The 24,493-nt window shown below is 62.4% G+C and carries 22 protein-coding genes; 16 read left to right on the plus strand and 6 right to left on the minus strand.

Translation table 11 applies throughout. The annotated features are described in order from the left end of the window. Window position 1: 1 nt before the first annotated feature. From exeE to exeC, 3 genes are read right to left on the minus strand one after another with little or no spacing between them, the layout of a single operon-like run. Window positions 2–1,507 carry a GspE family T2SS ATPase variant ExeE gene (gene exeE, locus PG879_RS03425; protein WP_042014784.1) on the minus strand — a complete coding sequence of 502 codons (1,506 nt, stop codon included), beginning with the start codon at window positions 1,505–1,507 and terminating at the stop codon, window positions 2–4. Continuing rightward, the gene (exeD, locus tag PG879_RS03430) at window positions 1,507–3,561 is read right to left on the minus strand and encodes a GspD family T2SS secretin variant ExeD (protein WP_010675726.1); all 2,055 of its coding nucleotides are present in this window, start codon (window positions 3,559–3,561) and stop codon (window positions 1,507–1,509) included. The genes exeE and exeD overlap by 1 nt, the downstream gene beginning before the upstream one ends. A gap of 21 nt (window positions 3,562–3,582) precedes the next feature. Continuing rightward, complete coding sequence (exeC, locus tag PG879_RS03435) at window positions 3,583–4,431, minus strand: GspC family type II secretion system variant ExeC (RefSeq protein WP_270829746.1); 849 nt, start codon at window positions 4,429–4,431, stop codon at window positions 3,583–3,585. Window positions 4,432–4,647: 216 nt separating this feature from the next. On the opposite strand from exeC, the gene hslR reads away from it, so the two are divergent. The 7 genes from hslR to PG879_RS03470 all read left to right on the plus strand — a co-directional run bounded on the left by hslR (window position 4,648) and on the right by PG879_RS03470 (window position 11,676). Beyond that, a complete protein-coding gene (gene hslR / locus PG879_RS03440; protein WP_010675728.1) occupies window positions 4,648–5,046 on the plus strand; it encodes a ribosome-associated heat shock protein Hsp15 in 399 nt (132 codons plus the stop codon). Between the two features lie 104 nt (window positions 5,047–5,150). Continuing rightward, window positions 5,151–6,035 carry an Hsp33 family molecular chaperone HslO gene (gene hslO / locus PG879_RS03445; RefSeq protein ID WP_039040591.1) on the plus strand — a complete coding sequence of 295 codons (885 nt, stop codon included), beginning with the start codon at window positions 5,151–5,153 and terminating at the stop codon, window positions 6,033–6,035. Window positions 6,036–6,184: 149 nt separating this feature from the next. Next, window positions 6,185–7,810: a phosphoenolpyruvate carboxykinase (ATP) gene (pckA, locus tag PG879_RS03450; protein WP_270829748.1), complete on the plus strand. Its 1,626-nt coding sequence runs from the start codon at window positions 6,185–6,187 to the stop codon at window positions 7,808–7,810. Window positions 7,811–7,983: 173 nt separating this feature from the next. Beyond that, window positions 7,984–8,649 (plus strand): GntR family transcriptional regulator, encoded by a 666-nt coding sequence (locus PG879_RS03455; RefSeq protein ID WP_039040592.1) that lies wholly within the window; start codon window positions 7,984–7,986, stop codon window positions 8,647–8,649. Window positions 8,650–8,682: 33 nt separating this feature from the next. Continuing rightward, the gene (locus PG879_RS03460) at window positions 8,683–10,485 is read left to right on the plus strand and encodes an aminopeptidase P family protein (protein ID WP_039040593.1); all 1,803 of its coding nucleotides are present in this window, start codon (window positions 8,683–8,685) and stop codon (window positions 10,483–10,485) included. Window positions 10,486–10,621: 136 nt separating this feature from the next. Further along, on the plus strand, window positions 10,622–11,074 hold the full coding sequence (locus tag PG879_RS03465; RefSeq protein WP_182935213.1) for a GNAT family N-acetyltransferase: 453 nt from the start codon (window positions 10,622–10,624) through the stop codon (window positions 11,072–11,074). Between the two features lie 131 nt (window positions 11,075–11,205). Next, window positions 11,206–11,676, plus strand: a complete 471-nt coding sequence (locus tag PG879_RS03470; RefSeq protein ID WP_010675734.1) for a glycine zipper 2TM domain-containing protein — start codon at window positions 11,206–11,208, stop codon at window positions 11,674–11,676. 77 nt (window positions 11,677–11,753) lie between these two features. Here PG879_RS03470 and PG879_RS03475 read toward each other — a convergent pair whose 3' ends face one another. Beyond that, window positions 11,754–12,707: a CYTH domain-containing protein gene (locus PG879_RS03475; protein WP_270829749.1), complete on the minus strand. Its 954-nt coding sequence runs from the start codon at window positions 12,705–12,707 to the stop codon at window positions 11,754–11,756. Between the two features lie 169 nt (window positions 12,708–12,876). On the opposite strand from PG879_RS03475, the gene PG879_RS03480 reads away from it, so the two are divergent. Together PG879_RS03480 and PG879_RS03485 are read left to right on the plus strand one after the other, a co-directional pair. Further along, window positions 12,877–13,557 (plus strand): TIGR00153 family protein, encoded by a 681-nt coding sequence (locus PG879_RS03480; protein ID WP_010675736.1) that lies wholly within the window; start codon window positions 12,877–12,879, stop codon window positions 13,555–13,557. Window positions 13,558–13,582: 25 nt separating this feature from the next. Then, window positions 13,583–14,848, plus strand: a complete 1,266-nt coding sequence (locus PG879_RS03485; protein WP_039040595.1) for an inorganic phosphate transporter — start codon at window positions 13,583–13,585, stop codon at window positions 14,846–14,848. Window positions 14,849–14,949: 101 nt separating this feature from the next. Here the strand turns inward: PG879_RS03485 and PG879_RS03490 are convergent, their stop codons facing one another. Further along, window positions 14,950–16,188: a multifunctional CCA addition/repair protein gene (locus PG879_RS03490; RefSeq protein ID WP_010675738.1), complete on the minus strand. Its 1,239-nt coding sequence runs from the start codon at window positions 16,186–16,188 to the stop codon at window positions 14,950–14,952. Between the two features lie 229 nt (window positions 16,189–16,417). On the opposite strand from PG879_RS03490, the gene PG879_RS03495 reads away from it, so the two are divergent. The 5 genes from PG879_RS03495 (at window position 16,418) to mltC (ending at window position 21,489) form a co-directional block, all read left to right on the plus strand. Further along, a complete protein-coding gene (locus PG879_RS03495) occupies window positions 16,418–18,061 on the plus strand; it encodes an ExeA family protein (protein WP_053288783.1) in 1,644 nt (547 codons plus the stop codon). Continuing rightward, window positions 18,061–18,744 carry a GspB family T2SS assembly factor variant ExeB gene (gene exeB, locus PG879_RS03500; RefSeq protein ID WP_010675740.1) on the plus strand — a complete coding sequence of 228 codons (684 nt, stop codon included), beginning with the start codon at window positions 18,061–18,063 and terminating at the stop codon, window positions 18,742–18,744. The genes PG879_RS03495 and exeB overlap by 1 nt, the downstream gene beginning before the upstream one ends. A 167-nt stretch (window positions 18,745–18,911) precedes the next feature. Then, window positions 18,912–19,997, plus strand: coding sequence for an A/G-specific adenine glycosylase (mutY, locus tag PG879_RS03505; RefSeq protein ID WP_103259506.1), 1,086 nt, complete (start codon window positions 18,912–18,914; stop codon window positions 19,995–19,997). Continuing rightward, window positions 19,994–20,266 (plus strand): oxidative damage protection protein, encoded by a 273-nt coding sequence (locus tag PG879_RS03510; RefSeq protein ID WP_010675742.1) that lies wholly within the window; start codon window positions 19,994–19,996, stop codon window positions 20,264–20,266. The genes mutY and PG879_RS03510 overlap by 4 nt, the downstream gene beginning before the upstream one ends. Window positions 20,267–20,385: 119 nt before the next feature. Continuing rightward, a complete protein-coding gene (mltC, locus tag PG879_RS03515; RefSeq protein WP_010675743.1) occupies window positions 20,386–21,489 on the plus strand; it encodes a membrane-bound lytic murein transglycosylase MltC in 1,104 nt (367 codons plus the stop codon). A gap of 57 nt (window positions 21,490–21,546) precedes the next feature. Here mltC and PG879_RS03520 read toward each other — a convergent pair whose 3' ends face one another. Further along, entirely contained in the window at window positions 21,547–21,927 is a 381-nt protein-coding gene (locus tag PG879_RS03520) for a YgiW/YdeI family stress tolerance OB fold protein (RefSeq protein ID WP_270829750.1), read from the minus strand. 234 nt (window positions 21,928–22,161) lie between these two features. On the opposite strand from PG879_RS03520, the gene PG879_RS03525 reads away from it, so the two are divergent. Both PG879_RS03525 and ompA read left to right on the plus strand, forming a co-directional pair. Then, window positions 22,162–23,169, plus strand: coding sequence for an SGNH/GDSL hydrolase family protein (locus PG879_RS03525; protein WP_270829751.1), 1,008 nt, complete (start codon window positions 22,162–22,164; stop codon window positions 23,167–23,169). Window positions 23,170–23,447: 278 nt separating this feature from the next. Next, window positions 23,448–24,479 carry a porin OmpA gene (gene ompA / locus PG879_RS03530; protein ID WP_041211729.1) on the plus strand — a complete coding sequence of 344 codons (1,032 nt, stop codon included), beginning with the start codon at window positions 23,448–23,450 and terminating at the stop codon, window positions 24,477–24,479. Window positions 24,480–24,493: the final 14 nt, after the last annotated feature.

Here is a 24,493-nt window from a genome sequence, read left to right on the forward strand (position 1 = left end):
CTCAGTCTTCCCGGGTCACGCGCAGCACCTCTTCGAGGCTGGTCTGCCCCTTGAGCACCTTGTCGATGCCGTCGCGGCGGATGCTGGGGGTGTGACCCCGGATCAGCCGCTCGATGGCGAGCTCGCCGCTGGCGCTGTGGATCGCCTCGCGCACTGCCTCGTCCACCACCACCAGCTCGTGGATGCCGGTCCGGCCGCGATAGCCGGTGTGGTTGCACTGCTCGCAGCCCACCGGACGCCAGATCTGCTGATCCGGCGCAAGCTCGATGCCCATGGCAACACGCTCCTGCTCGGTGACAGGGTGCGGTGCGCGGCAATCCGGGCAGAGAGTGCGCACCAGCCGCTGGGCCAGTACCGCCAGGAGCGACGAGGAGAGCAGGAAGGGCTCGATCCCCATGTCCCGCATTCGGGTGATGGCGCCGATGGCGGTGTTGGTGTGCAGGGTCGACATCACCAGGTGACCGGTGAGGGATGCCTGAACCGCGATCTGGGCGGTCTCGAGGTCACGGATTTCCCCCACCATCACCACGTCCGGATCCTGGCGCAGAATGGCGCGCAGGCCCCGGGCGAAGGTCATGTCCACCTTGCTGTTGACCTGGGTCTGGCCCACCCCTTCGAGGTCATATTCGATGGGGTCTTCGACGGTCAGGATGTTGCGATCCCGGGAGTTGATCTCCGAGAGGGCCGCATAAAGGGTGGTGGACTTGCCCGAACCGGTCGGGCCCGTCACCAGGATGATGCCGTGGGGCTTGCGAATGAGTTCGCTGATGATGTTGCGGTTGGCCAGCGTCATGCCGAGCTGCTTGAGCTCGAGGCGCACGTTGTTCTTGTCGAGCAGTCGCAATACCACCCGTTCGCCGTAGCTGGAGGGCATGGTGGAGACCCGCACGTCCACGGCGCGGCCACCGATGCGCAGTGAGATGCGGCCATCCTGGGGCACCCGCTTCTCGGCGATGTCCATGCGCGACATGACCTTGATGCGCGACACCAGCAAGGAGGCGAGCTTGCGATGGGGGCGCAGGATCTCCCGCAGCACCCCATCGATGCGAAAACGGATCACCAGGGCCCGCTCGAAGGTCTCGATGTGGATGTCGGACGCCTCTTCTTTTATCGCCTCGCTCAACATGGCATTGATGAGGCGAATGATGGGGGCGTCGTCGTCGGCATCCAGCAGATCCTCGCTCTGGGGCAGCTCTTCGGCCAGGGCAAAGAAGTCCATCTCGTTGCCGAGATCCTCCATCAGCTGACGCGCCTCGGAGGAGTCACGCTGATAGTGGGCCATCAGGAGCGTCTCGAACTCGTCGTTGCCAAGCTGCTCCACCGCGAAGGCACAGCCCGCCACCCGCCGCACCTCCAGCAGGGTCTGGGGGGAGATCCCCTGACGACAGAGCAGCACCGGGGCACCCTGGCGCTCGGTCAGGATGGCCCCGAAGTTGCGGGCAAACGCGAACGGCAGTTCCGGCAGGGGAGCCGGCAGCTCGCTGCCATCGAGCTGGTAGGCGGCCATCAGGGCTTGCTCTGCACGAAGGGCTGCTCCTGCACCTGGGCGCGCACGCCGGTGGCAGTCGCCTGCTGCTGGGCCTGCATTCTCTGGATCTGCTGCTGCACCTCGGGGGACATCATCACGTCCTGGCCATAGGCGGGCAGCACCTGGCGAGCCGGCGAGGTGGCATAGCCCTCTTCCGCAGCCCGGCTCAGCTGTTCGGCCCTGAACAGGGTGTACTTGTTGCTGGAGACCCCGGAGTAGACATTGGCGTCACGCAATATGGTCGGGCGGATGAAGACCATCAGGTTGCGCTTGGCGGTGGAGGTCTTGGAGGAACGGAACAGGTAGCCCAGCACCGGAATGTCCCCGAGCAGGGGCACCTTGGAGATTTGCTCCTGGGTCTGTTCGTCCATCAGGCCGCCCAGCACCACTGTCTCGCCGCTCTTGACCAGCACGGCGTTCTTCACGGTACGGGTATCGAAGGTGGGGCCCAGGTTGGCGGTCCCGGTCGCCTGCTTCTGTGCCACGCTGGAGACCTCCTGCTCGATGTTGAGCAGTACGGAATCTCCTTCGTTGATCTGGGGCGTCACCACCAGCTTGGTCCCCACCGTCTTGCGCTCTATGGTGTTGAACACCTGATCGCTGGTGGTGGAGCTCTGGGAGCCGCTCTGCACCGGCACTTCCTGACCGACGTTGAAGGAGGCCTCCTTGTTGTCCATGGTGACGATGCTCGGGGTGGAGAGGATGTCGTTCTTGCTGTTGGTGGAGAGCGCCGTCACCAGCGCCGCCCAGTCTCCGTGATAGAAGCCTGCCGCCATGCCGCTGAAGCTGCCCGCCAGGGATGACAGGCCGTCGGTGTTGCCGTTGTCTTTGTAATCCTTGGCGGCGATGGCCAGGGAGCCGATGGGCAGACCGGTGTCGGTGAACTGGGTGCCGCCGCCATTGGTGTTGGCCCACTGCACCCCGAGGTTCATGCCGTCACCATCCGATATCTCGACGATGATGGCCTCCACCAGCACCTGGGCACGGCGAATGTCGAGCTTGGCGATGACCTGCTCCAGCTCGGCCATCACGTCCGGCTGGGCGGTGATCACCAGGGCATTGGTGGTCTCGTCGGCGGAGATGGCGAGCTGGCCGCCGCCGATGCTGGCGCCGCCCGTGGCCGTGGCAGCCGCCCCGCCCTTCTTGTCGGCGGCGATGCTGGAGCTGACCCCCTTGAGGACGTCCACCAGATCCTTGGCCTTGCCATATTTCAGGTAGAAGACCCGGGTGTTGCCCTGGCTCTGCAGATCCCGGTCGAGCTGGCGCACCATCTGGATGATGCGGGCACGGGCCTTGGGCTCGCCGCTGATGACCACGGAGTTGGTGCGCTCGTCGGCCACCACCTTGGGGGAGAGCAGCAGCGAGGCGTTGGCCCCCTGATTGCTGCCATCCTTGTTGAGGTTGGTCACCAGCCGCACCATCTCGCCGGCGGAGGCGAACTTGAGCTTGATGACGTCCATGTCCTGATCCCCCGCCTTGTCCACCCGGCGAACCACCTCCACCAGGCGGTTGACCACGGCGGCGCGGCCGGTGATGAGCAGCACGTTGGAGGGCTCGTAGTGGACCACGTTGCCGCCGCCGGCGTTGTCGTTGAGCTGACGCAGCAGGGGGGCCAGTTCACGGACCGAGACATTGCGCACCGGTACCACCCGGGTCACCATCTCGTCACCCACGCCGGGGTTGGTGTCATCCACCACGGGGATGGCCGAGGTCTTGGCATCCTTGGAGCGCACTACCTTGAGCACGCCGTTGTTCATGGGCACCACGGCAAAGCCGTAAACGTCGAGCACGCTCAGGAAGAACTGGTAGTACTGATCCTCGTTGAGCAGGTCATAGCTGCGCACGTTGATCTTGCCGCGTACCGATGGCTCTATGATGATGGTTTTGTTCAGGTTCTTGCCGACCGTGTTGATGAACTCCTCGATGTCGGCGTTCTTGAAACTGGCGGAATACTCGGTGGCCCAGGCAGAACCGGCCATCATCAAGGCTGCCGCCATGGTGGCCAGACGCCAGCCCTTCCCTTTATTTGTCATTCTTGGTGCTACTCCAATTCATTATTCTGACAAGCCGACATAGACGTCGTAGAGCTGTCCTTGCCGCTCGACGGTGACGGTCATTTCCGTGGCGCCCGCCACCTGCTGCATCGCCTGCATGGCCTGGGCGTTGTCACGCAGATCCAGGCCGTTGATGCTGACCGCCAGATCGTTGGCGACCAGTCCGAGTTGATTGAACAGTTCCGGATTGCGACCCGGGTTGAGGCGATAGCCGGTCATGCGACCGTCCACCCGGACCGGAGAAATATTGAGGTAATCGGTGATCTTGCCCGGGTTGCCCAGCAGTTCGCTGCGCACGGAGGAGAGTCCCTCCTGGCGGGCCGGTTTGGGCAGGGGCTTGCCATACTCTTCCCCGTCCAGCATCAGGGTCTCGTCACGGCCGTCCCGGGCGATGATGACCCGATCGGCAAACACCTGGCGTATCCTGGCCTGGGTACCGTCGATGTAGTCTCCGATGCCGTAAGAGTTCTGTGTCCCGTTGTGGGCGATGATGGCGATGGACTTGGCGGGATCCGAGCTTGCCAGCACCCCGTTGAGCTGGGCGTTGAGCTGGGTTTTCGGGGCATCCGCCGCCACCGTCTCTGCCGCCTTGTCCGCCTGGGGTTGCAGCTCCTTGCCAAAGAGAGAGAGGCGGCTGAGGTTGCCAAGATCGAGGCGATCGCCGCCACTCCCCTGCACCGAGGTGACCGAGGGTTGCCAGGGGGTCAGGGGAGCGGGCTGGGCCAGTTCGTACAGGCGCCAGGTGAGCACGGCACACTGCTGGGCCAGCAACAGCAGCAGAAGCCAGAACAGGGGCTGGCTGAAACGGGAGAGTGGCATGGCCTTGCAGCGAGCCAGAAGGGAAGTCAACAAATCATCCCTGAACGGTAGCGTCATCTTTCTCAAAATTGTCTGGCATCCAAGTCGGTTGGCTATTGTGTACGGCAATGGACCCAGAGACAACCGACCGGATGGGACCAAGGGGTGAAAATTCAGTTTCCGTCACACCCGGATGCCCCCTGTTTCTATCCCGGGGCCCGCCTCTGGTATAATCAGGCACCTTTTCAGCCATCCCGGAGCCGATCCATGTCGAATCCAGCACAAAGCAGCACTCAGGTCCGTCTCGACAAGTGGCTGTGGGCCGCCCGCTTTTACAAGACCCGCAGTCTGGCGCGGGATCAGATCGACGGCGGCAAGGTGCACTACAACGGCCAGCGCACCAAGCCGGGCAAGGCGGTCGAGGTCGGCGCCCTGGTGCGATTCTGGCAAGGCCAGGACGAGCGGGAGGTGCGGGTGCTCGAGGTGAGCGAGCAGCGCAAATCCGCCCCGCTGGCCCAGCAACTCTATGAAGAGACAGAGGCCAGCCTGAAGAAACGGGCCGAAAACAGCGAAGCCCGCCGCTTCAACAGCCAGTTTGCCCCAAGCCCGGAGCGCCGACCCGACAAGCAGGAGCGACGCCAGCTTATCCGGGTCAAGCAATCCTAATCCGCGTCTGTGGCCCCGTTATGACGACAGGTGGAGGAATTAGTTCCTAACCACCTGTTTAACAATGTGTTTATTTTTCCCCAAGAACATCCTAGGAAACCATGATGAGTAACCAAGACCTCCTGTATCGCTATCTGTTCGAAGAGTACGAAGTGCGTGGGGAGCTGGTCCAGCTGGATCGTACCTACCGCCACATCATCGACGCCCAGAACTACCCGGTACAGGTGCAGCACCTGCTGGGCGAGCTGCTGGTTGCCACCAGCCTGCTGACCGCCACCCTCAAGTTCGAAGGCTCCATCACGGTGCAGCTGCAGGGGGACGGTCCGGTGCGTCTGGCCGTCATCAACGGCGACAACAACCAGCAATTGCGCGGCGTGGCACGCTATGAAGGGGAATTGCCGACGGACGGCAAGCTGCAAAGCCTGATCGGCAACGGCCATCTGGTCATCACCATCACTCCGGATCAGGGAGAGCGCTATCAGGGCATCATCGCCCTGGAGGCCGACACCCTGGCGGCCTGTCTGGAGCACTACTTCGCCCAGTCCGAACAACTGGCCACCCGCCTCTGGATCCGCACCGGCCACCACGAGGGCGAGCCCCGTGCGGCGGGCATCTTGCTGCAGGAGCTGCCGGCCCAGAGCGAGGATCACAGCGAAGATTTCGACCACCTGGTCCAGCTCACCACCACCATCAAGGACGTGGAGCTGTTCGGTCTGGACGCGGAAGAGATCCTCTACCGCCTCTACCACCAGGACAAGGTACGGGTGTTCGATCCCCAGGCCATCGAGTTCCGCTGCACCTGCTCCCGCGCCCGTTGCGAAGGGGCCTTGCTGCAGATAGACAAGGAGGAAGCGGTATCCATGGTGCAGGAGCTCGGCAAGATCGACATGCACTGCGATTACTGCGGCGCCCACTACGAATTCGACGGGATAGACATCGAAACCCTGTTCAGCAGGGCTCCCGGTAATGATGCAAACCAGTTACACTAATCAAAGGCGGGCAAAACCCGCCTTTAACTTAAATAACAAAAAAATACCCTATTTTATAAAGTTTGATGGCGATCGCTAAAAACTACCACCTAGGTGGTAGCATGAACGTCAGATAGAACCCTACACACCTCTGAACCCAGGAGAATACAATGACAATCGTGGTAGAACCCACCCTGGCCCAACAACTGAAGCTGGACCAATACGGTATCAAAAACAGCCAGGAAATCGTTCGCAACCCCTCCTATGAGCAGCTTTTCGCTGAAGAGACCCGCTCAGACCTTGAGGGCTTCGAACGTGGCGTCGTCACCGAGCTTGGCGCCGTCAACGTCAACACCGGCATCTTCACCGGCCGCTCCCCTAAAGATAAATATATCGTCAAAGATGCCACTACCCAGGATACTGTGTGGTGGTCTGACCAGGGTAAAAACGATAACAAGGCGATTACCCCGGAAGTGTGGTCACATCTGAAAGGGCTGGTCACCAAACAGCTGTCCGGCAAGCGTCTGTTCGTGGTGGACGGCTTCTGCGGCGCCAACCCGGACACCCGCCTGGCGGTGCGCATCATCACCGAGGTGGCCTGGCAGGCGCACTTCGTGAAGAACATGTTCATCCGCCCGAGCGAAGAGGAGCTGAAGACCTTCAAACCGGACTTCGTGGTGATGAACGGTGCCAAGTGCACCAACCCGAACTGGAAGGAGCAAGGTCTCAACTCCGAGAACTTCGTCGCCTTCAACATGACCGAGAAGATGCAACTCATCGGCGGCACCTGGTACGGTGGCGAGATGAAGAAGGGCATGTTCTCCATGATGAACTACTTCCTTCCCCTGCGCGGCATCGCCTCCATGCACTGCTCCGCCAACGTGGGCAAGGATGGGGACGTGGCCATCTTCTTCGGCCTCTCCGGCACCGGCAAAACCACCCTCTCCACCGATCCCAAGCGTCAGCTGATCGGCGATGACGAGCACGGCTGGGATGATCACGGCGTGTTCAACTTCGAAGGGGGCTGCTACGCCAAGACCATCAAGCTCTCCGAAGAGGCCGAGCCGGACATCTACCACGCCATCCGCCGCGATGCGCTGCTGGAGAACGTGACCGTGGCCGCCGATGGCACCATCGACTTCGACGACGGTTCCCGCACCGAGAATACCCGGGTCTCCTACCCCATCTATCACATCGACAACATCGTCAAGCCGGTCTCCAAGGCGGGTCACGCCACCAAGGTGATCTTCCTGACCGCAGACGCCTTCGGTGTGCTGCCCCCGGTCGCTAAGCTGACCAAGGAGCAGACCAAGTACCACTTCCTGTCCGGCTTTACCGCCAAGCTGGCCGGTACCGAGCGCGGCATCACAGAGCCGACCCCGACCTTCTCCTCCTGCTTCGGCGCGGCTTTCCTCAGCCTGCACCCGACCAAGTACGGCCAGGAGCTGGTGAAACGGATGGAAGCGGCAGGGGCTGAAGCCTATCTGGTCAACACCGGCTGGAACGGCACCGGCAAGCGGATCTCCATCAAGGATACCCGTGGCATCATCGACGCCATCCTGGATGGTTCCATCGAGAAGGCGTCGACCAAGGTACTGCCGGTGTTCAACCTGGAAGTGCCGACCGAGCTGCCGGGCGTCAACCCCGCCATCCTAGATCCGCGAGACACTTACGCCGACCAGGCCGAGTGGGATGCCAAGGCGGCCGATCTGGCCGGGCGCTTCATCAAGAACTTCGAGCGCTTCACCGACAACGACGAAGGCAAACGCCTGGTCGCGGCGGGCCCGCAGTTGTAAGAAACGCGCCTCGCGTCTCACAATCCCGTACCGGTCAGCCCTGCTGGCCGGTATTTTTTTGGCCGATGCGCGGCATATGGCTCCCGCCAAGCCTTGCCTTGACGGCCCTTGCGCGTTAGATTCAGCCAAACTTTATACAATATACAATTTTGCAACCTGCCCGTGACCCCAGCATGACCCCACCTTACAAGACCCGAACCCAGATGGTGATGGAGAACCTCCGTGGCCGGATATTGCGTGGCGAGTTTGCAGCGGGCGCCCCCCTGCGCCAGGACGCCATCGCCAAGGAGCTGGCGGTGAGCCGCATCCCGGTGCGAGAAGCCCTGATGCAACTGGAAGCCCAGGGGCTGGTGAAGTTCGAGGCCCATCGCGGCGCCGTGGTGACCATGCTGGATGCCTCGGCCATCGAGGAGCTCTTTTATTTGCGGGCACTGCTCGAAGCCGATACCCTGTTCCACGCCGTCGACCTGATGACGGAGGAGACCTTCGCCCAGGCGCAAGCCATCCTCGCCCAGTTTGATCTGGCGCTGGAGTCTGGCACCCAGATCGAACACTGGGCCGAGTTGAATCACCGCTTTCACGCCACCCTCTACCAGGCAGCCAATCGCCCCCAGGCACTGGAACTGATCGCCCAGATCAATCTGAGCTGCGACCGCTATGTGCGTTTCGAACTGCTGTTCGCCCAGGGCGGCGTGGACAAGGCCGAGCGGGAGCACGCCCGACTCCTTGAACTGTGCCGCGCCCGGCGCAAGCACGAAGCAGTGGTACTGCTCAAGCAACACATCGAGGCGGCAGGCCAGTCGATCAGACAGATCCTGGCAGGCGGCCACCATCAATGAACACTCACATCACCACAAGCTGGCAATAACGACATGAACCATTTCGAGATTATTGAAACCCGCGTCGCCCAGGTCAGGGCCACACTGGCCACGCTGGAGCTGGACGCCTTCATCGTTCCCCACGACGACGAGCATCTGGGGGAGTACATTCCCGCCTATGCCGAGCGGCTGGACTGGATCACGGGTTTCAACGGCTCCGCCGGGCTCGCCATCATCATGGCGCATCGGGCGGCCCTGTTCATCGACGGTCGTTATACCGTGCAGGCGCGCATGCAGGCGCCGGCCGAGCTGTTCGAGTTTCTCCACCTCAATGAAGACCCCCACGTGCAGTGGCTGGCGGAGCAGTTGCCCTCAGGCTCCCGGGTCGGTTTCGATGCCCGCCTGCACAGCCTGGCCTGGTATCAGAACGCCAACGCCGTACTGGCCGATCACGGCATCGAGCTGGTGCGCATCGACGAGAACCCCATCGATCTGCACTGGAGCGATCGTCCCGCCCCGACCAAGAGCCCTGTCATCCTCTACAGCGAGGAGCTGGCGGGCCAGTCCAGCCAGGCCAAGCGCGAAATGCTGGCCAGCGATCTGCGCAAGCGCGGGCTGGATGCGGTGCTGCTGACCCAGGCCGAGCCCATCAACTGGCTGCTCAACCTGCGTGGTCGCGACGTGGAACGCCTGCCGGTGGTGCTGGGCTTTGCGGTACTCTACGCCAACACCACCATGGATTTCTTCGTCGATACCGACAAGATCGACTGCTTCGCCTTCAGCCAGCACGTGGGGCAGGATGTCTCCGTCTACCCCATCGACAAGCTGGGTGACGTGTTGCAGCGCATCGGCGAGGATCAGCAGAAGGTGCTGGCCGACCCCAACACCGCCAACGCCTGGACCCAGCTCGTGATGGAAGAGGCAGGCGCCATTCTGGTGGCCGGCCAGGATCCCACCATGCTGCCCAAGGCGTGCAAGAACCCCGTGGAGCTGGCCGGCATGCGTGCCGCCCACCTGCGCGACGGCGTTGCCGTCACCCGCTTCCTGGCCTGGCTGGATCGCCTGATCGCCAGCGGCGAGTTCGACGGTGTGGACGAAGGCACCCTGGCCGACCAGCTGGAAGCCTTCCGCCACGAGCAGGAGCACTATGTGGAGCCGAGCTTCGACACCATCTCGGCACTCGGCCCCAACGCAGCCATGTGCCACTACCGCCACACCAACGGTACCCCGCGGGCCTTCGGCCAGGACAGCATCTATCTGGTGGACTCCGGCGCCCAGTACCTGGACGGCACCACCGACATCACCCGCACCGTCAAGGTGGGTGAGGTGACCGACGAGCACAGGGCCATGTTTACCCGGGTGCTGCAAGGTCATATTGCCCTGGATCAGGCCCGCTTCCCCCGCGGCACTGCCGGCATCCAGCTCGACGTGCTGGCCCGCATGCCCCTGTGGCAAGCCGGCTACAACTACGACCATGGCACCGGCCACGGGGTCGGCCACTTCCTCAGCGTGCACGAAGGCCCGCAGCGCATCGCCCCCAAGGGCAGCCTGGTGGCCCTGCAGCCGGGCATGGTGCTCTCCAACGAGCCGGGCTACTACCGGGAAGATGCCTTCGGCATCCGCTGTGAAAACCTGGTGGTGGTGACCGAACAGGAGGCCCGTGGCGAGCTGACGATGCTGGGCTTCGAGCGACTGACCTATGTGCCGTTCGACATCCGCCTCATCGATCGCAGCCTGCTGAGCCCGGCGGAGTTCCGCTGGATCAACGAATACCATGCGGAGGTCTACCGCCGTCTGAGCCCGCTGCTGGAGGGCGAGGATCTCGCCTGGCTGGAGCAGGCGACCAGCCTCCTCTGATGACACAGGGCCTCCGGGCCCTGTTTCTTTATCCGCGGCATGCCACAAATGCCCCCTTGCATCGACTCCCCGCCCCTTCTACCCTGTGCCTCCTTTTTGGCTGCCCCGCAGCAGAGACCCGATGAGAGGAGCCCCGATGCACTCGTCCCCCGTATTGCGCCTTGCCACCCACGCCGACATGCACGCCATCTGGCAGATAGATGCCGATGTCTTCGGCGAGGATGTCTACCCCGGTTTCTTCTTTCGCCAGGCCATGGATCTGTGGCCCGAACTGCTGGTCGTCGCGGAGCGGGAAGACCGGCTGCTGGGCTATGCCCTGGGGGGGCTTGGTCAGGATCGGTCGCAGGGCTGGCTGCTCTCCCTCGCGGTGCGTCCCGAAGCGCGCGGCTTCGGCCTGGCCGAGCAAATGATGTTGCAGGTGGAGCAGGGACTGCTGAAACTGGAAGTTGAGCGGGTCAGACTGACCGTTGATCCCGCCAATCCGGCCCAGCGCCTCTACTTCAGGCTGGGTTATCAGCAGTTGGCAGAAGAGAGAGGCTACTTCGGGCCGGGCGAGGATCGCCTGCTGCTGGAAAAAGCCCTGACCTGACCATCCGTCACTGGCACGGGAGCCTTCCGGCCACATAATTGGTTACACTTTGCGGGTTTAATGCGCAATCTGGTTGGCGTAAAGTGCAATTCATCACCAGATTAATCCGATGCCCGCCCAGGAGGCCCATCATGTTCAAACGTATTGCTCTCGTCACCCTGCTGGCGGCCACCACCGCCATCACCGGCTGTGCCAACAGCGACGTCTACTCCGGCGATGTCTACACCAAGGATCGCGCCAAGCAGGTACAGACCGTCAGCTATGGCACCATCCTCTCCACCCGCCCGGTCAAGATCCAGGCCGATGAGAACTCCCTGATCGGCACCATTGGCGGTGCCGTGGTCGGCGGCCTGCTCGGCAGCACCATAGGCGGCGGTCGTGGCAGTGACATCGCGGCGGCCGGTGGCGCCATCGCGGGTGCGGCGGCCGGCAAGGCGGCAGGGGACAAACTCAACCAGGTTGACGGGGTCGAGCTCGAGATCAAGAAAGAGAACGGCGAATCCATCGTGGTGGTACAAAAGGCCAGCCCCACCTTTGTGCCTGGCGCCCGGGTCCGCATGACCCAGGGCAACGGCACCATCAACGTGGCCGTGGTGAACTGATAGCGCCGTTCAAGGTGCAACTGCCATAAAAAAGGTGAGCCCGGGCTCACCTTTTTGCGCTCTGCACCACTTAAGATTCACTCCCCCAGATGCAGCCAGGCCGCGATGGACAGCTGCAGGCCCACCAGGTCGGCATGGTGGAACAGGGCATGCAGTGATGCACGATCCCCGGCCACCTGCATCATCAGACGCTGTTGCGCCTGCAGGTCGGCCAGCCAGGAGGGGGGCACCGTCAGCGTGCCTGCTGCCTCGGCAACCAGGGATACCCCCTCGAGCAGGGCATGCAGCGCCCGTTGTTGTTCGCCAGCATCGCCACTCTCGAGCCAGAGCTGCTCATGATACTGCCAGTGCTGCATACCCAGGGTAATGCTGGTCTTCTGATCTTTGCCCTCAATCCCTTGCAGGGGCTGCACGGCCAGTGGCTTGCCAAGCCCAGCCAGCCTGTATCCGCGCTGCGCCTTGGACTGGGCACCCAGCCGCAATCCTCCCAGCGCCGCCAGCTTGCTCGCCAGGGTGAACAGGGCGCGGGCATCGCCGGATTTCAGCTCCAGCTCCAGCTCGTCGATCCCGGTTCGCCCCAGGGCACCGACAATCTCCCCCTGATCCCAGGCCAGCTCGATCTCGGCATCTCCGAATGCGATCAGCCAGTGGCGGCGCAGGAAATCGGTGCTGAACTGGGCCACCAGACGGCTCTGGAGTTCATCGCGCACCACCAGACTCGGCCAGATATCGGCAGGAAAGGCAGACAGGGTCGGAATGGAGCCCTCCACCGGGGCGTTGTACTCGGGTCTGGCGTGCAATCCGCCCACGACCTGCCCCCGGCACTTGATGGTCTGCTCGGAAAAATCATCGCTGCGACGAATACGCAACCCCATGTCGAGCCCACGCAAACCCAGATCGGGCGTGTCGAAATAGACGTTGCCAAGAGCGGCTTGATTGGAAGAGATAATCTCTAGTGAATTCAGAATGTTGGAGAGGGATTCTTGAATATTGCTGGTGACGAAAAACTTTATCTCGATCTCAGTTTGCATAGTCATTCCGGGCTGGCGGGCAACTTTGGGGGGCATGTTCAGGGTCGCGAGGATATAATGCCAACGACAGTTCACGATTAATTCACGGTTTTATTGATGGCACAGTTCGGTTACCATGCGCCCCTCATAAAATCGTATCGAGTGTTTTTTCACCGACACAGGTTTGGCCATGCCAGTAAATACTATTTTGGGTCTTTTTGCCAAGTCCCCCATCAAGCCGCTGCAGAAGCATATCGTCAAGGTTCACGTGTGCTGCGAACAGCTCATTCCCTTCTTTGATGCCGTTGCCGAAGACCGCTGGGAAGATGCCGAGAAGATCCGGCAACAGATCGCCCAGCTGGAAAAAGAAGCGGACATCCTCAAGCGCGAAATCCGCTTGAAACTCCCCCGCGGCCTGTTCCTGCCGGTCGCCCGTACCGATCTGCTGGAGCTCTTGACCCAGCAGGACAAGATTGCCAACCGTGCCAAGGATATTTCCGGTCGCATGCTTGGCCGCAAGATGGAATTCCCCACCGAGATGCGCGCCGATTTCATGGCCTATCTCAAACGCTGTATCGATGCGACCGCCCAAGCCGAAAAAGCCATCGGAGAACTCGATGAGCTGCTCGAAACCGGCTTTAAAGGACGTGAAGTTGAAATGGTTGCCGAGATGATCCACCAGCTGGATCTCATCGAGGACGATACTGACACCATGCAGATCGGGCTGCGCCAACAGCTGCAAGCCGTTGAGCACAAATACAATCCGATCGACGTTATGTTCCTCTACAAGATCCTCGAATGGGTAGGTGACCTGGCTGATCAGGCAGAGCGCGTTGGCGCCCGTCTGGAATTGATGCTGGCTCGTTCGTAATCGACTGACTGGGTAAACACTACTAATGGACATTATCGCGAATTACGGCACCACCCTGGTGCTCGTGGCGGCCTTGTTCGGCTTTTTGATGGCCTGGGGCATTGGTGCGAACGACGTCGCCAATGCCATGGGCACATCGGTCGGCACCAAGTCCCTGACCATCCGTCAGGCGATCATCATCGCCATGATCTTTGAATTTGCCGGTGCCTATCTGGCCGGTGGCGAAGTGACGGCCACCATCCGCAGCGGCATCATCGACAGCAACGCCTTTGCCGACACGCCGGATCTGCTGGTGCTCGGCATGATCGCCTCCCTGCTGGCTGCGGGTCTGTGGCTGATCCTGGCCTCCTATTTCGGCTGGCCCGTCTCCACCACCCACTCCATCATCGGCGCCATCGTGGGCTTCGCCGTGGTGAGCATCGGTCCGGAAGCGGTACAGTGGAACAAGTTTGGCGGCATCGTCGGCTCCTGGGTAGTCACGCCGGCCATCTCGGGCATCATCGCCTACTTCATGTTCATCAGCGTGCAGAAGCTCATCTTCAACACGGACAACCCCCTGGACAACGCCAAGCGCTATGTCCCCTTCTACATGTTCCTGACGTCCCTGGTCATCTGCCTGGTCACCATCAAGAAGGGGCTGACCCACGTCGGTCTGCACCTGAGCAATGGCGAAGGCGCGCTGCTCTCCGTCGCCATCTCCATCGCGGTGGCGTTTGCCGGCTGGATCTATATCCGCGGCCAGCAGTACAACCCGAAAGATGACAGCAAGATGCACTTCGCCAACGTGGAGAAGGTGTTCGGCATCCTGATGATCATCACCGCCTGCGCCATGGCCTTCGCCCATGGCTCCAACGACGTGGCCAACGCCATCGGTCCGCTCTCTGCAGTCGCCTCCATCGTGGCGGCCGGCGGCGAGATCGGCGGCAGCTCCCACATCGCCTGGTGGATCCTGCCCCTTGGCGGCATCGGCATCGTCATCGGTCTGGCCACCATGGGCGAGAAGGTGATGGCGACCGTCGGCACCGGCATCACCCACCTGACCCCGAGCCGTGGCTTCGCCGCCCAGCTGGCCACCGCCGCCACCGTGGTGATCGCCTCCGGCACCGGTCTGCCCATCTCCACCACCCAGACCCTGGTCGGTGCCGTCATGGGCGTCGGTCTGGCACGGGGCATCGCGGCCCTGAACCTGGGCGTGCTGCGCAACATCGTGGTCTCCTGGGTCATCACCCTGCCCGCGGGCGCCATCCTGGCCATCGCCATTTTCTACGTGCTGCAGGCCTGCTTCTCCTGAGCAGCCCACGCCGCACGACAAAAAGCCCGGGTCATTGACCCGGGCTTTTTTATGCTTCGCCCATATTACGCCGTCGATTGAGCGTCGATCGGCTGCGGCGTTTACTCCTCGATGAAGGTCCACTCGTCGCGCACCCGGCTGATGGCATCAAGCCGCCGCTTGGCAAGCTGCTCGCGGATTGCCTCCCCTTTGAAGCCGGCCGCCACTATCTCCTTGACCGGCACAGCCTGCGCCGCCTCCAGGGCCTCGGCGACATAGTCCGGCTGACTGTAGACCTTCTCTTCGAAGCCGGTACGACCGTGGAAGTCGGCGCGACAGGCATCGAGCAGCTGGGCAAAGCGCTCCGGTCTGCGCCAGGCATCGGCCTTGTCGAATACCTTGAGCAGGGTCGCGGGCTTGAGCTCGAAGGCAATGTGGATATGGGTGTGCAGGTCGCTCACCAGCAGGGCCAGATCGCGACACTCGTTCGGCACCCGGAAGCGCTCGCAAAAATCCCGAATGAGCGGCAACCCCTTCTGACCATGGCCGTGATGGCTCGGCCAGAAGGCGGGCGGAGTCAGCCCCTTGCCAAAGTCGTGGCAGAGGGACGCGAAGCGCACGGTCAATTCGGGGGAGAGACGACATGCCTGCGCCAGCACCATCATGGTATGGATGCCGGTGTCGATCTCCGGGTGCCATCTGGCAGGGGCCGGCACACCGAACAGGGCATCGAGCTCGGGGAAGAGCGCCTTGAGTGCGCCGCATTCGCGCAGCACCTCGAAGAAGATCTGGGGTGTCGACCCCAGCAGCACTTTTTCCAGCTCCTTCCAGACCCGCTCCGGGGTCAGATGGGCCAGCTCTCCAGCCTCCGTCATCTCGCGCATCAGCCCCAGCGTCTCGGGGGCCACCACGAACCCCTGGGCATGGAAACGGGCGGCGAAGCGCGCCACCCGCAGGATGCGCAGAGGATCCTCGGCAAAGGCCGGCGAGACATGGCGCAGCAACCGCGCCTCCAGATCCTGCACGCCGCCGTAGGGATCGTGCAGTTGCCCGTCCTCATCTTCGGCGATGGCGTTGATGGTGAGATCCCGGCGCAGCAGATCCTGCTCCAGCGTCACCTCGGGGGCGGCATGGCAGACGAAGCCGGTGTAACCCTGCCCCTGCTTGCGCTCGGTGCGCGCCAGGGCGTACTCCTGCTGGGTTTTGGGGTGAAGAAAGACCGGAAAGTCTCGGCCCACCTGGGTGAATCCGAGACCCAGCATCTGCTCCACCGTGGCGCCGACCACCAGGTGATCCCGATCCCCCTGGGGCAGTCCCAACAGGCGATCCCGCACCGCCCCTCCGACCAGATAAATCTGCACGCGCACTCTCCCTCGATAAACTTGCCCCGATGATACCGCTTTTGGCCAAGAGAGACGATGTGCACCCGTCGCACCGGGCTCGCCATCACTCAGCCGGGCGGCCACTTCCCGCCATCGTCCCGGGTGAGTCAGCCCGTGGTTCGAGCCAGCTCCCCTTATGGTATCCGGGTCTTTGACATCCCTTTTGGGAGGCTTTAACCTGCCGCCCATAACAATGGAATGGATCCTTATGTACACACAGTTCTTCGGTCTGTCGGAGCCCCCGTTCTCCATCTCGCCCAATCCCAAATACCTCTATATGAGCGAGCGTCACGGGGAGGCCCTCGCCCACCTCAACTACGGGTTGCAGGACGGTGGTGGCTTCGTGCTGCTGACCGGGGAAGTGGGTACGGGAAAGACCACCGTCTCCCGCTGCCTGCTGCAGCAATTGCCCGCTGACACCGAGATCGCCTACATCCTCAATCCCTCTCTGACCGAGCGGGATCTGCTGGCCGCCATCTGCGACGAATTCCAGTTGCCCTACGGCGAAGAGGCCAGCCTCAAGCAATTGTTCGACCTTATCCGGGATCATCTGCTGGCGAATCTGGCGGCAGGCAAGCGCAGCGTGGTGCTGGTGGATGAAGCCCAGCACCTGCTGCCCGGCGTGCTGGAGCAGTTGCGACTGCTCACCAATCTGGAGACAGACGAGAAGAAACTGCTGCAGGTGGTGCTCATCGGCCAGCCCGAGCTGCAACAGATGCTGCGCCAGCCCCTGCTGCGCCAGCTGGCCCAACGGATCACCGCCCGCTATCACCTGCTGCCGCTGTCGCGCCAGGATGTGGATGCCTATGTCCGCTTCCGGTTGCAGGTGGCAGGCTGCGTCCAGCCCATCTTCACCCCCAGGGCCATCCAGACCCTGCATCGCCTCTCAGGGGGCATTCCCCGTCTCATCAACCTCATCTGCGACCGCGCCCTCATCGCCGCCTTCGCCCGTGGCAGCCACAAGATAGTGCACGGGGACATCAGCCAGTCCGCGTATGAGGTGAGCGGCATTCGCGACGAGGGAAGCTGGCAATCCGGCCTCACGGTCGCCCTGGTGGGCGCCCTGCTGGTCGCCACCGGCTGGTGGGGCTGGCAATTCTTCGGATTCTTCCCAGCCCGCCCCCTGGTCAAGGTCGAGGTACCGGTCAAGGTGGATGACACGCCAGAGCAGCAGGCCCAGCTGACCCGCGCCATCAATCAGGCGCTGGAGCCGGACGTCGCCATGCAGAATCTCTACAAGGTATGGGGCTACCAGGCCGAGCTGGAGGAGGCAACCTGCGACAATGCCCCCCGTGCGGGCCTGCGCTGCCAGGAGGGAGAAGCCTCCCTGGCGCAATTGCAGGCGCTGCAATACCCGGCCCTCATCAGTCTCACCGACGAGACCGGCGGCCTCTATTACGCCACCCTGGTCAGCCTGGGGGCGGACAAGGCTTCCCTGCTCATCGGCAACCAGAGCTGGCAGGTGGACAGGCAGTGGCTCTCCGACGCCTGGGGCGGCAGCTACACCCTGCTCTGGCGCATGCCCAAGGGCAACGTGCCCCTGATAGCGAGCAATGCCGGGGCTGCCCAGGTGCAGTGGCTGGACAACGCCCTTAGCCGCGCCATGCAGCAACCCGATCGCAAGGTGAGCCGCTTCGATGCCACCCTCAAGAACAAGCTGCAACAGTTCCAGCGCGAGCAGGGACTGACCCCGGACGGCATCGCCGGCAGCAACACCCTGCTGCGGCTGAATGTGGCCTCCGGCGAACCCATGCCCAGGCTGGAGGATGAATCCCTGCGAGCCAGCACGCCGGTCGATCTCGACAGCGTGGCAGATGATGAGACGGACCCCATGGTCGAGGAGGCCTCCTGATGTCCACCCTGCTCAAGGCCCTGCGCCGGGCCGACCAGCCCCAGTTCACCCCCCATATGCCGCTCATGGGTCTGCCCGTGAGCCAGGAAGAGGAGCCCAACCGCCGCTGGATCTGGTGGGCCCTGGTGCCCCTGGCCCTGGTGATGGGCGCCGCCGCCAACTATGGCTGGCACCTCTATCACCTCAAACCCGTGGAACAGCAGGTCGAAGTGAAGGAAGTGGTGACTCCCCCCTTCGTGCGGGTCGAACCCAGGCCCATGATCACCCGGCCGCTGCCGCCCCCCCTGCCGGAGCCCGTGGTCGCTCCAAGACCTGCCGCAACCCCGGCTGCGACTACCGCAAACCAGGGGGGACAGAGTCTGGCAGAACGGCTGATGGCCGCCCTCAACAACACGCCGCTGGTGGAAGAGAGTGCGCCACAGGCTCAGGTCCAGACCAGTGCCATCCCCCTCGGCGCCCTGGCTCCGGCCCTGAAACAGCAGGTGCCGTCCCTGACCTATGGTGCCCACAACTACTCCTCCGACCCGGCCAAGCGGGCCGTCGTGCTCAATGGACGGGAGTGGCGCGAGGGCAATGAAATCGCCCCCGGCGTCATCCTGGCAGCCATCGCCCAGGACTACATCGTCCTGCAGGTCGGCGGCCAGTATGCCAGCCTCAAGGCGCTGCAAGACTGGCGCGGCTGATCTGCCGGCATCCGGTGGCCCTCCCCCGGGAGGGTCACCGCCCATTCTGAGGGAGCCCGAGAGCTCCCCTTTTTAATCAATAACCTACACTCGACCTTTGCCATGCGCCGGGTCGGGGATCGCCCTCCTGATGGCGGGCGGACTTATCATCAGAACATGAGCACACTGTGAGCCACTCAGACAACACCACCTTCGCCACCCGCATTCTGGACTGGTACCAGATCCACGGCCGCAAGACCCTGCCCTGGCAGCAGGACAAAACCCCCTACCGGGTCTGGGTCTCCGAGATCATGCTGCAACAGACCCAGGTTGCCACTGTCATCCCCTATTACGAGCGGTTCATGGCCCGCTTCCCCGACGTGCTGGCCCTGGCCAACGCCCCCATCGACGAGGTGCTGCATCACTGGACCGGGCTTGGCTACTACGCGCGCGCCCGCAACCTGCACAAGGCTGCCCAGCAGATCCGCGATCTGCACGGCGGCCTCTTTCCGGAACAACTGGAAGAGGTGATGGCTCTGCCCGGCATCGGTCGCTCCACCGCCGGGGCCGTGCTCTCCCTCTCTCTGGGCCAGCCCCACGCCATCCTGGATGGCAACGTGAAGCGGGTACTCACCCGCTGGCTGGCGCTGGCGGGCTGGCCGGGCCAGAAGCAGGTCGAGCACGATCTCTGGGAGCTGGCGACCCGCCTCACCCCGCGCGTCGGGGTGGCCCAGTACAACCAGGCCATGATGGACATGGGGGCCACCGTCTGCACCCGCAGCAAGCCCGCCTGCGAGCGCTGCCCGGTGCAGGCCGATTGCCAGGGGCTGTCGCAGGGCAACCCCACCTCCTACCCTCACAGCAAGCCGAAGAAGAGCATTCCGGCACGCAACGGCATTATGCTTATCATCCGCCACGGCGATCAGCTGCTGCTGGAGAAGCGTCCGCCGCAAGGGATCTGGGGCGGGCTTTACTGCTTCCCGCAGGTGGAATCCCTCACCGAGGTGACCGGACGACTGCGGGAGTTGGGGCTGGAGGATGCCGCCTATCAGGAGCTCGCTGGATTTCGTCACACTTTCAGCCACTTCCACCTCGATATCCGCCCTTTGCTGATCGAAATGGCTGTTCCGCCCGCCCCCCTGCTCATGGAAGCGGATACCCGACTCTGGTATAACTTACGCCATCCTGCCGAGGTGGGATTGGCGGCGGCCACGGCCCGTCTGCTCGCCTACCCGGACTTACAACCAGACTTGCAACCACAGAGGTCAACATGAGCCGTACCGTATTTTGCCTGCGCCTGAAGAAAGAAGCGCCGGGTCTCGATTTCCAACTCTACCCCGGTGAACTCGGCAAGCGGATCTTCGACAACATCAGCAAGGAAGCCTGGACCGAGTGGCAGAAGAAGCAGGTCATGCTGATCAACGAGAAGAAGCTGAACATGATGAATCTCGAGCACCGCCAGTTGCTGGAAAAAGAGATGGTCAGCTATCTGTTCGACGCGGGTGAAGTCCAGATCGACGGTTACACCCCTCCCAGCCAGTGAGCGGGAATCGAGTCAAAGGGCCAGCGTCCCCCTGAGTCGTCAATATGCCGCAGGGTGACACCAATCCTGGCTCAGGCCAGTCAGTGACGGGCGGCCCCACCGCCCGGTTTGAGGATCTTATGGGTCGTTTTTTTGGGCTGCTGTGCGCCCTGCTGTTTCTCTCTGCCTGTTCATCCACACCCCAGACCAGCGGGAGTGGCGATGATGATCTGGTCAACGGCAAGGACGTGCGCGGTTTTGAACACATGATCAGTGCGCTCTCCCATAACGTGAACGAGATATGGGGGCGCGAGGCGCTGTTCGCGGGCAAGTTTGACTACGTCAAATACACGGATCAGTACAAGAGCCGCGCCCACATCGATTTCTCCAGCGGTCACATCATGGTGGAGACCGTCTCGGGTCTGGATCCCCGCGCCCACCTGCGTCGCGCCATCATCGAAACCCTGCTGACCCCGGACGATCCGGCAGAGGTCGACCTCTATTCGGACCGTGAGATCATGCCAGGTGGCGAGCCCTTCCTCTATGGCCAGGTGCTGGACAACCAGGGACAAGCGATCCGCTCCAGCTGGCGTGCAGAGCGTTATGCCGACTATCTGATCGCCAACGCGATGAAGAAGCGCACCCTCGGGATCCGCAACATCTTCTTCATCGACATTCCCATGGTGGCCAACCACGAAGACAGGCGCGGCTACAAATACGCCAGCATCATCCGCGACGCCTCCCGCAAGTACGGGGTCGCCGAGAGTCTCATCTACGCGGTGATCAAGACCGAGAGCAGCTTCAACCCCTATGCGGTCAGCCACGCCAACGCCTATGGCCTGATGCAGGTGATCCCGGCTACCGCTGGGCGGGATGTCTATGTGAGGGTCAAGGGCAAGGATGGCCAGCCGACCAGGGAAGATCTGTTCAATCCGGCCTACAACATCGATGTGGGGACCGCCTACCTGCACCTGCTGCAGACCGTCTATCTGGCGGATATCCAGGATCCCCAGTCCCGCCGCTATGCGGTGATCTCCGCCTACAACGGTGGTGCGGGAGGGGTGCTCAACACCTTCTCCAACGATCGCAAGGCGGCCCCCGGCATGATCAACCGCCTCTCCCCCGAGGCCGTCTATCAGGTACTGACCGAACAACATCCCAAGGCAGAGGCTCGCCGCTATCTCTACAAGGTCAATCAGGCCGAGAAGGGGTTCAAGCGAACCGTCGCAAGCCGGGCTGGCTGATGGCATGCAAGAAGGGCGCTCCTGGAGCGCCCTTCTCATTTACTGTGGCCAGAAAGCTTACTTGGCGATGAAGCCACCCTTGCTCAGGGGCGCAGCCCCCACCTTCTCCAGGTGTTCCACCTCGACTTCGGTCTTGTTCCAGCTGTGGTCCACCTCGCCGCGCACGCGGATCAGATCGTTAGGGCCTACCTCGGTACCGCGCCACACGTCACCGTCCACCTCCACTTCCACCTCGCCGCTGTCGTCACGGAACAGGTAGTTTTCGCCACCCAGGTGTTTGACCAGTTTGCCTTCCAGGGTCACCCACTGATCATCGGCCACGTCTTTCAACTGGGCGACCGATACCTTGTTCTGCTCCTTGGGGCCGGTGTAGGCCGCCATGGCGAAGGAAGAGACGGACATCAGGGCCACCAGGGCGATTGCTTTTGCGTTGTTCATTTCATGCTCCTGTCTTTGCTGTATGAGGGCATCTTGCCCGGGGGCGCGTGAAACAAACGTGAAGCCTCCCCATTCAGGGAGGAGTGATGTGATCGCAAGCGATTAAATGGCCACGGCATGCTGCAAAAATGTATTCGAGTGGATACCTTCTCACCTGGCCATGCGGGTTCCCAGCCCGCCGCCATCGAGGAACAGCCCGCAGGCCCGCCCTGCCCCATCCATGAGAACAGCTACATGAACAAATGGCTTTTGTGTTTATTGGGTCTCTTCGCCCTCACGGCCCATGCCGCCGAGACGCGTCCCCCCTTCTCCCGCATCGTGATCTTCGGCGACAGCCTCTCCGATACCGGCAAGATGTACGACAAGATGCGCGGTTACCTCCCCTCCAGCCCGCCTTACCATCAGGGCCGCTTCTCCAACGGCCCGGTCTGGCTGGAGCAGCTCACCCAGCACTTCCCGGGCCTCGCCATCGCCAACGAGGCGGAAGGGGGCGCCACTGCCGTGGCCTACAACAAGATCTCCTGGAACCCCAAGTATCAGGTCATCAACAACCTGGATTACGAGGTGACCCAGTTCCTGCAAAAGGACAGCTTCAAGCCCGATGACCTGGTGATCCTCTGGGTCGGTGCCAACGACTACCTGGCCTATGGCTGGAACACCGAGCAGGATGCCAAGCGGGTGCGCGACGCCATCAGCGATGCGGCCAACCGCATGGTATTGAACGGCGCCAAGCAGATTCTGTTGTTCAACCTGCCGGATCTGGGCCAGAACCCCTCGGCCCGCAGCCAGAAAGTGGTCGAGGCGGCCAGCCATGTCTCCGCCTACCACAACCAGCTGCTGCTGAACCTGGCGCGCCAGCTGGCACCCACCGGCATGGTGAAATTGTTCGAGATCGACAAGCAGTTCGCCGAGATGCTGCGCGAGCCACAGAACTTCGGCCTGAGCGACACCGAACACGCCTGCTATGGCGGCGGCTATGTGTGGAAGCCCTTTGCCTCCCGCAGCGCCGCCACCGACAGTCGACTGGCCCCCTTCAATCCCGAGGAGCGCCTTGCCATCGCCGGCAACCCTCTGCTGGCTCAGGCCGTCGCAACGCCCATGGCGCGCCGCAGTGCGGGCGAGCTGAACTGTGAAGGCAAGATGTTCTGGGACCAGGTCCACCCCACCACAGTGGTACACGCCGCCCTGAGCGAGCGGGCTGCCGCCTTCATCGAACAGGAGTACGAATTCCTCCCTCGATAACGGAGGCCATCCTGCCAGGGCCGGCGCTTCGCCGGCCCTCTTGCCGACAAGGGCAAGCAATCCATATGACACCCATCACAGATTCGAGTCACGGTTCCCCGGCGGTCTTCTGTCTCCACTATGATGCAGATGGATATCACAATATGTTTTATATCAGTTGCTTGTAGATCGAGAAAAGCGAGCTACGTTTAAACGTGTTGTGGTCGAACACAGGCCCAACCCACGAGGCGAGGCGACATGAATTCGCGCTCCCCACACACAAGATTGCAGAGGCATCTATGAACAAAACACTGATTACCTTGCTGGTTTCAGGCTTGCTTGCGGCCAACGCCCAGGCAGCCGGACAAGACAACACCTGGTATGGCGGTGCCAAACTGGGTTGGTCCAACTTCTACGGTGTCGATGAGAGCAATTCCATCGCCATCACCGACAAAGACGACGATGAAGTCGGCGCCGGTGCCTTCGCCGGTTACCAGATCAACCAGAATCTGGGTGTCGAACTGGGTTATGACTACCTTGGCAAGCTCAAGTACAGCGGCACCCGCAATGGCGCGGCCTTCAATGACTCCGTGCAAGCCCAGCTGGCCCAGCTCACGCTGAAACTGGGGTTCCCGGTTGCGGACAATCTGGACCTTTACGGCCGTGTCGGGGGCGGCTATGGCTGGACCGACAGCGATCAGCTGGAAAACGACAGCCGCTTCACCTTCGTCGGCGCGCTCGGTGCGGAGTATGCCCTGAGCCTGGATTGGGCAGCCCGCCTCGAATACCAGTACAGCACCCCGTATGGCAGCCGTGACGATACCGGCCTGCGCATGGACAACGGCCTGCTCTCCCTGGCCGCCGTCTATCGCTTCGGTCAGGTTGCACCGGCTCTGCCGGTCGCAGCTCCCGCCCCCGCGCCCGAGCCCGTGATGGTCGACAAGCAGTTCACCTTGAGCTCGGACGTGCTGTTTGACTTCAACAAGGCCACCCTCAAGCCCCAGGCCGGGCAGGCGCTGGATACCCTCTACAGCCAGATTGAAGAGGCCAGGCCCAAAGACGGGTCGGCCACCGTCATCGGCTATACCGACCGCATCGGCTCCGAGGCCTACAACCAGAAGTTGTCCGAGCAGCGTGCCCGGACCGTGGCCGATTACCTGATTGGCAAGGGCCTGCCTGCCGGCAAGGTCAATGTGGAAGGGCGTGGCAAGCAGTCTCCCGTCACCGGCGACAGCTGCACCAGCAAATCCAAGCGCGAGCTGATCGTCTGCCTGGCCCCGGATCGCCGGGTAGAGGTCAAGGTACAGGGCGTCTCGGAAGTACAGCAATAACGACGACCCCAAAC

Origin of the sequence: Aeromonas sp. QDB63, from assembly GCF_027707425.1 — a bacterium.
GTDB lineage: Bacteria > Pseudomonadota > Gammaproteobacteria > Enterobacterales > Aeromonadaceae > Aeromonas > Aeromonas caviae.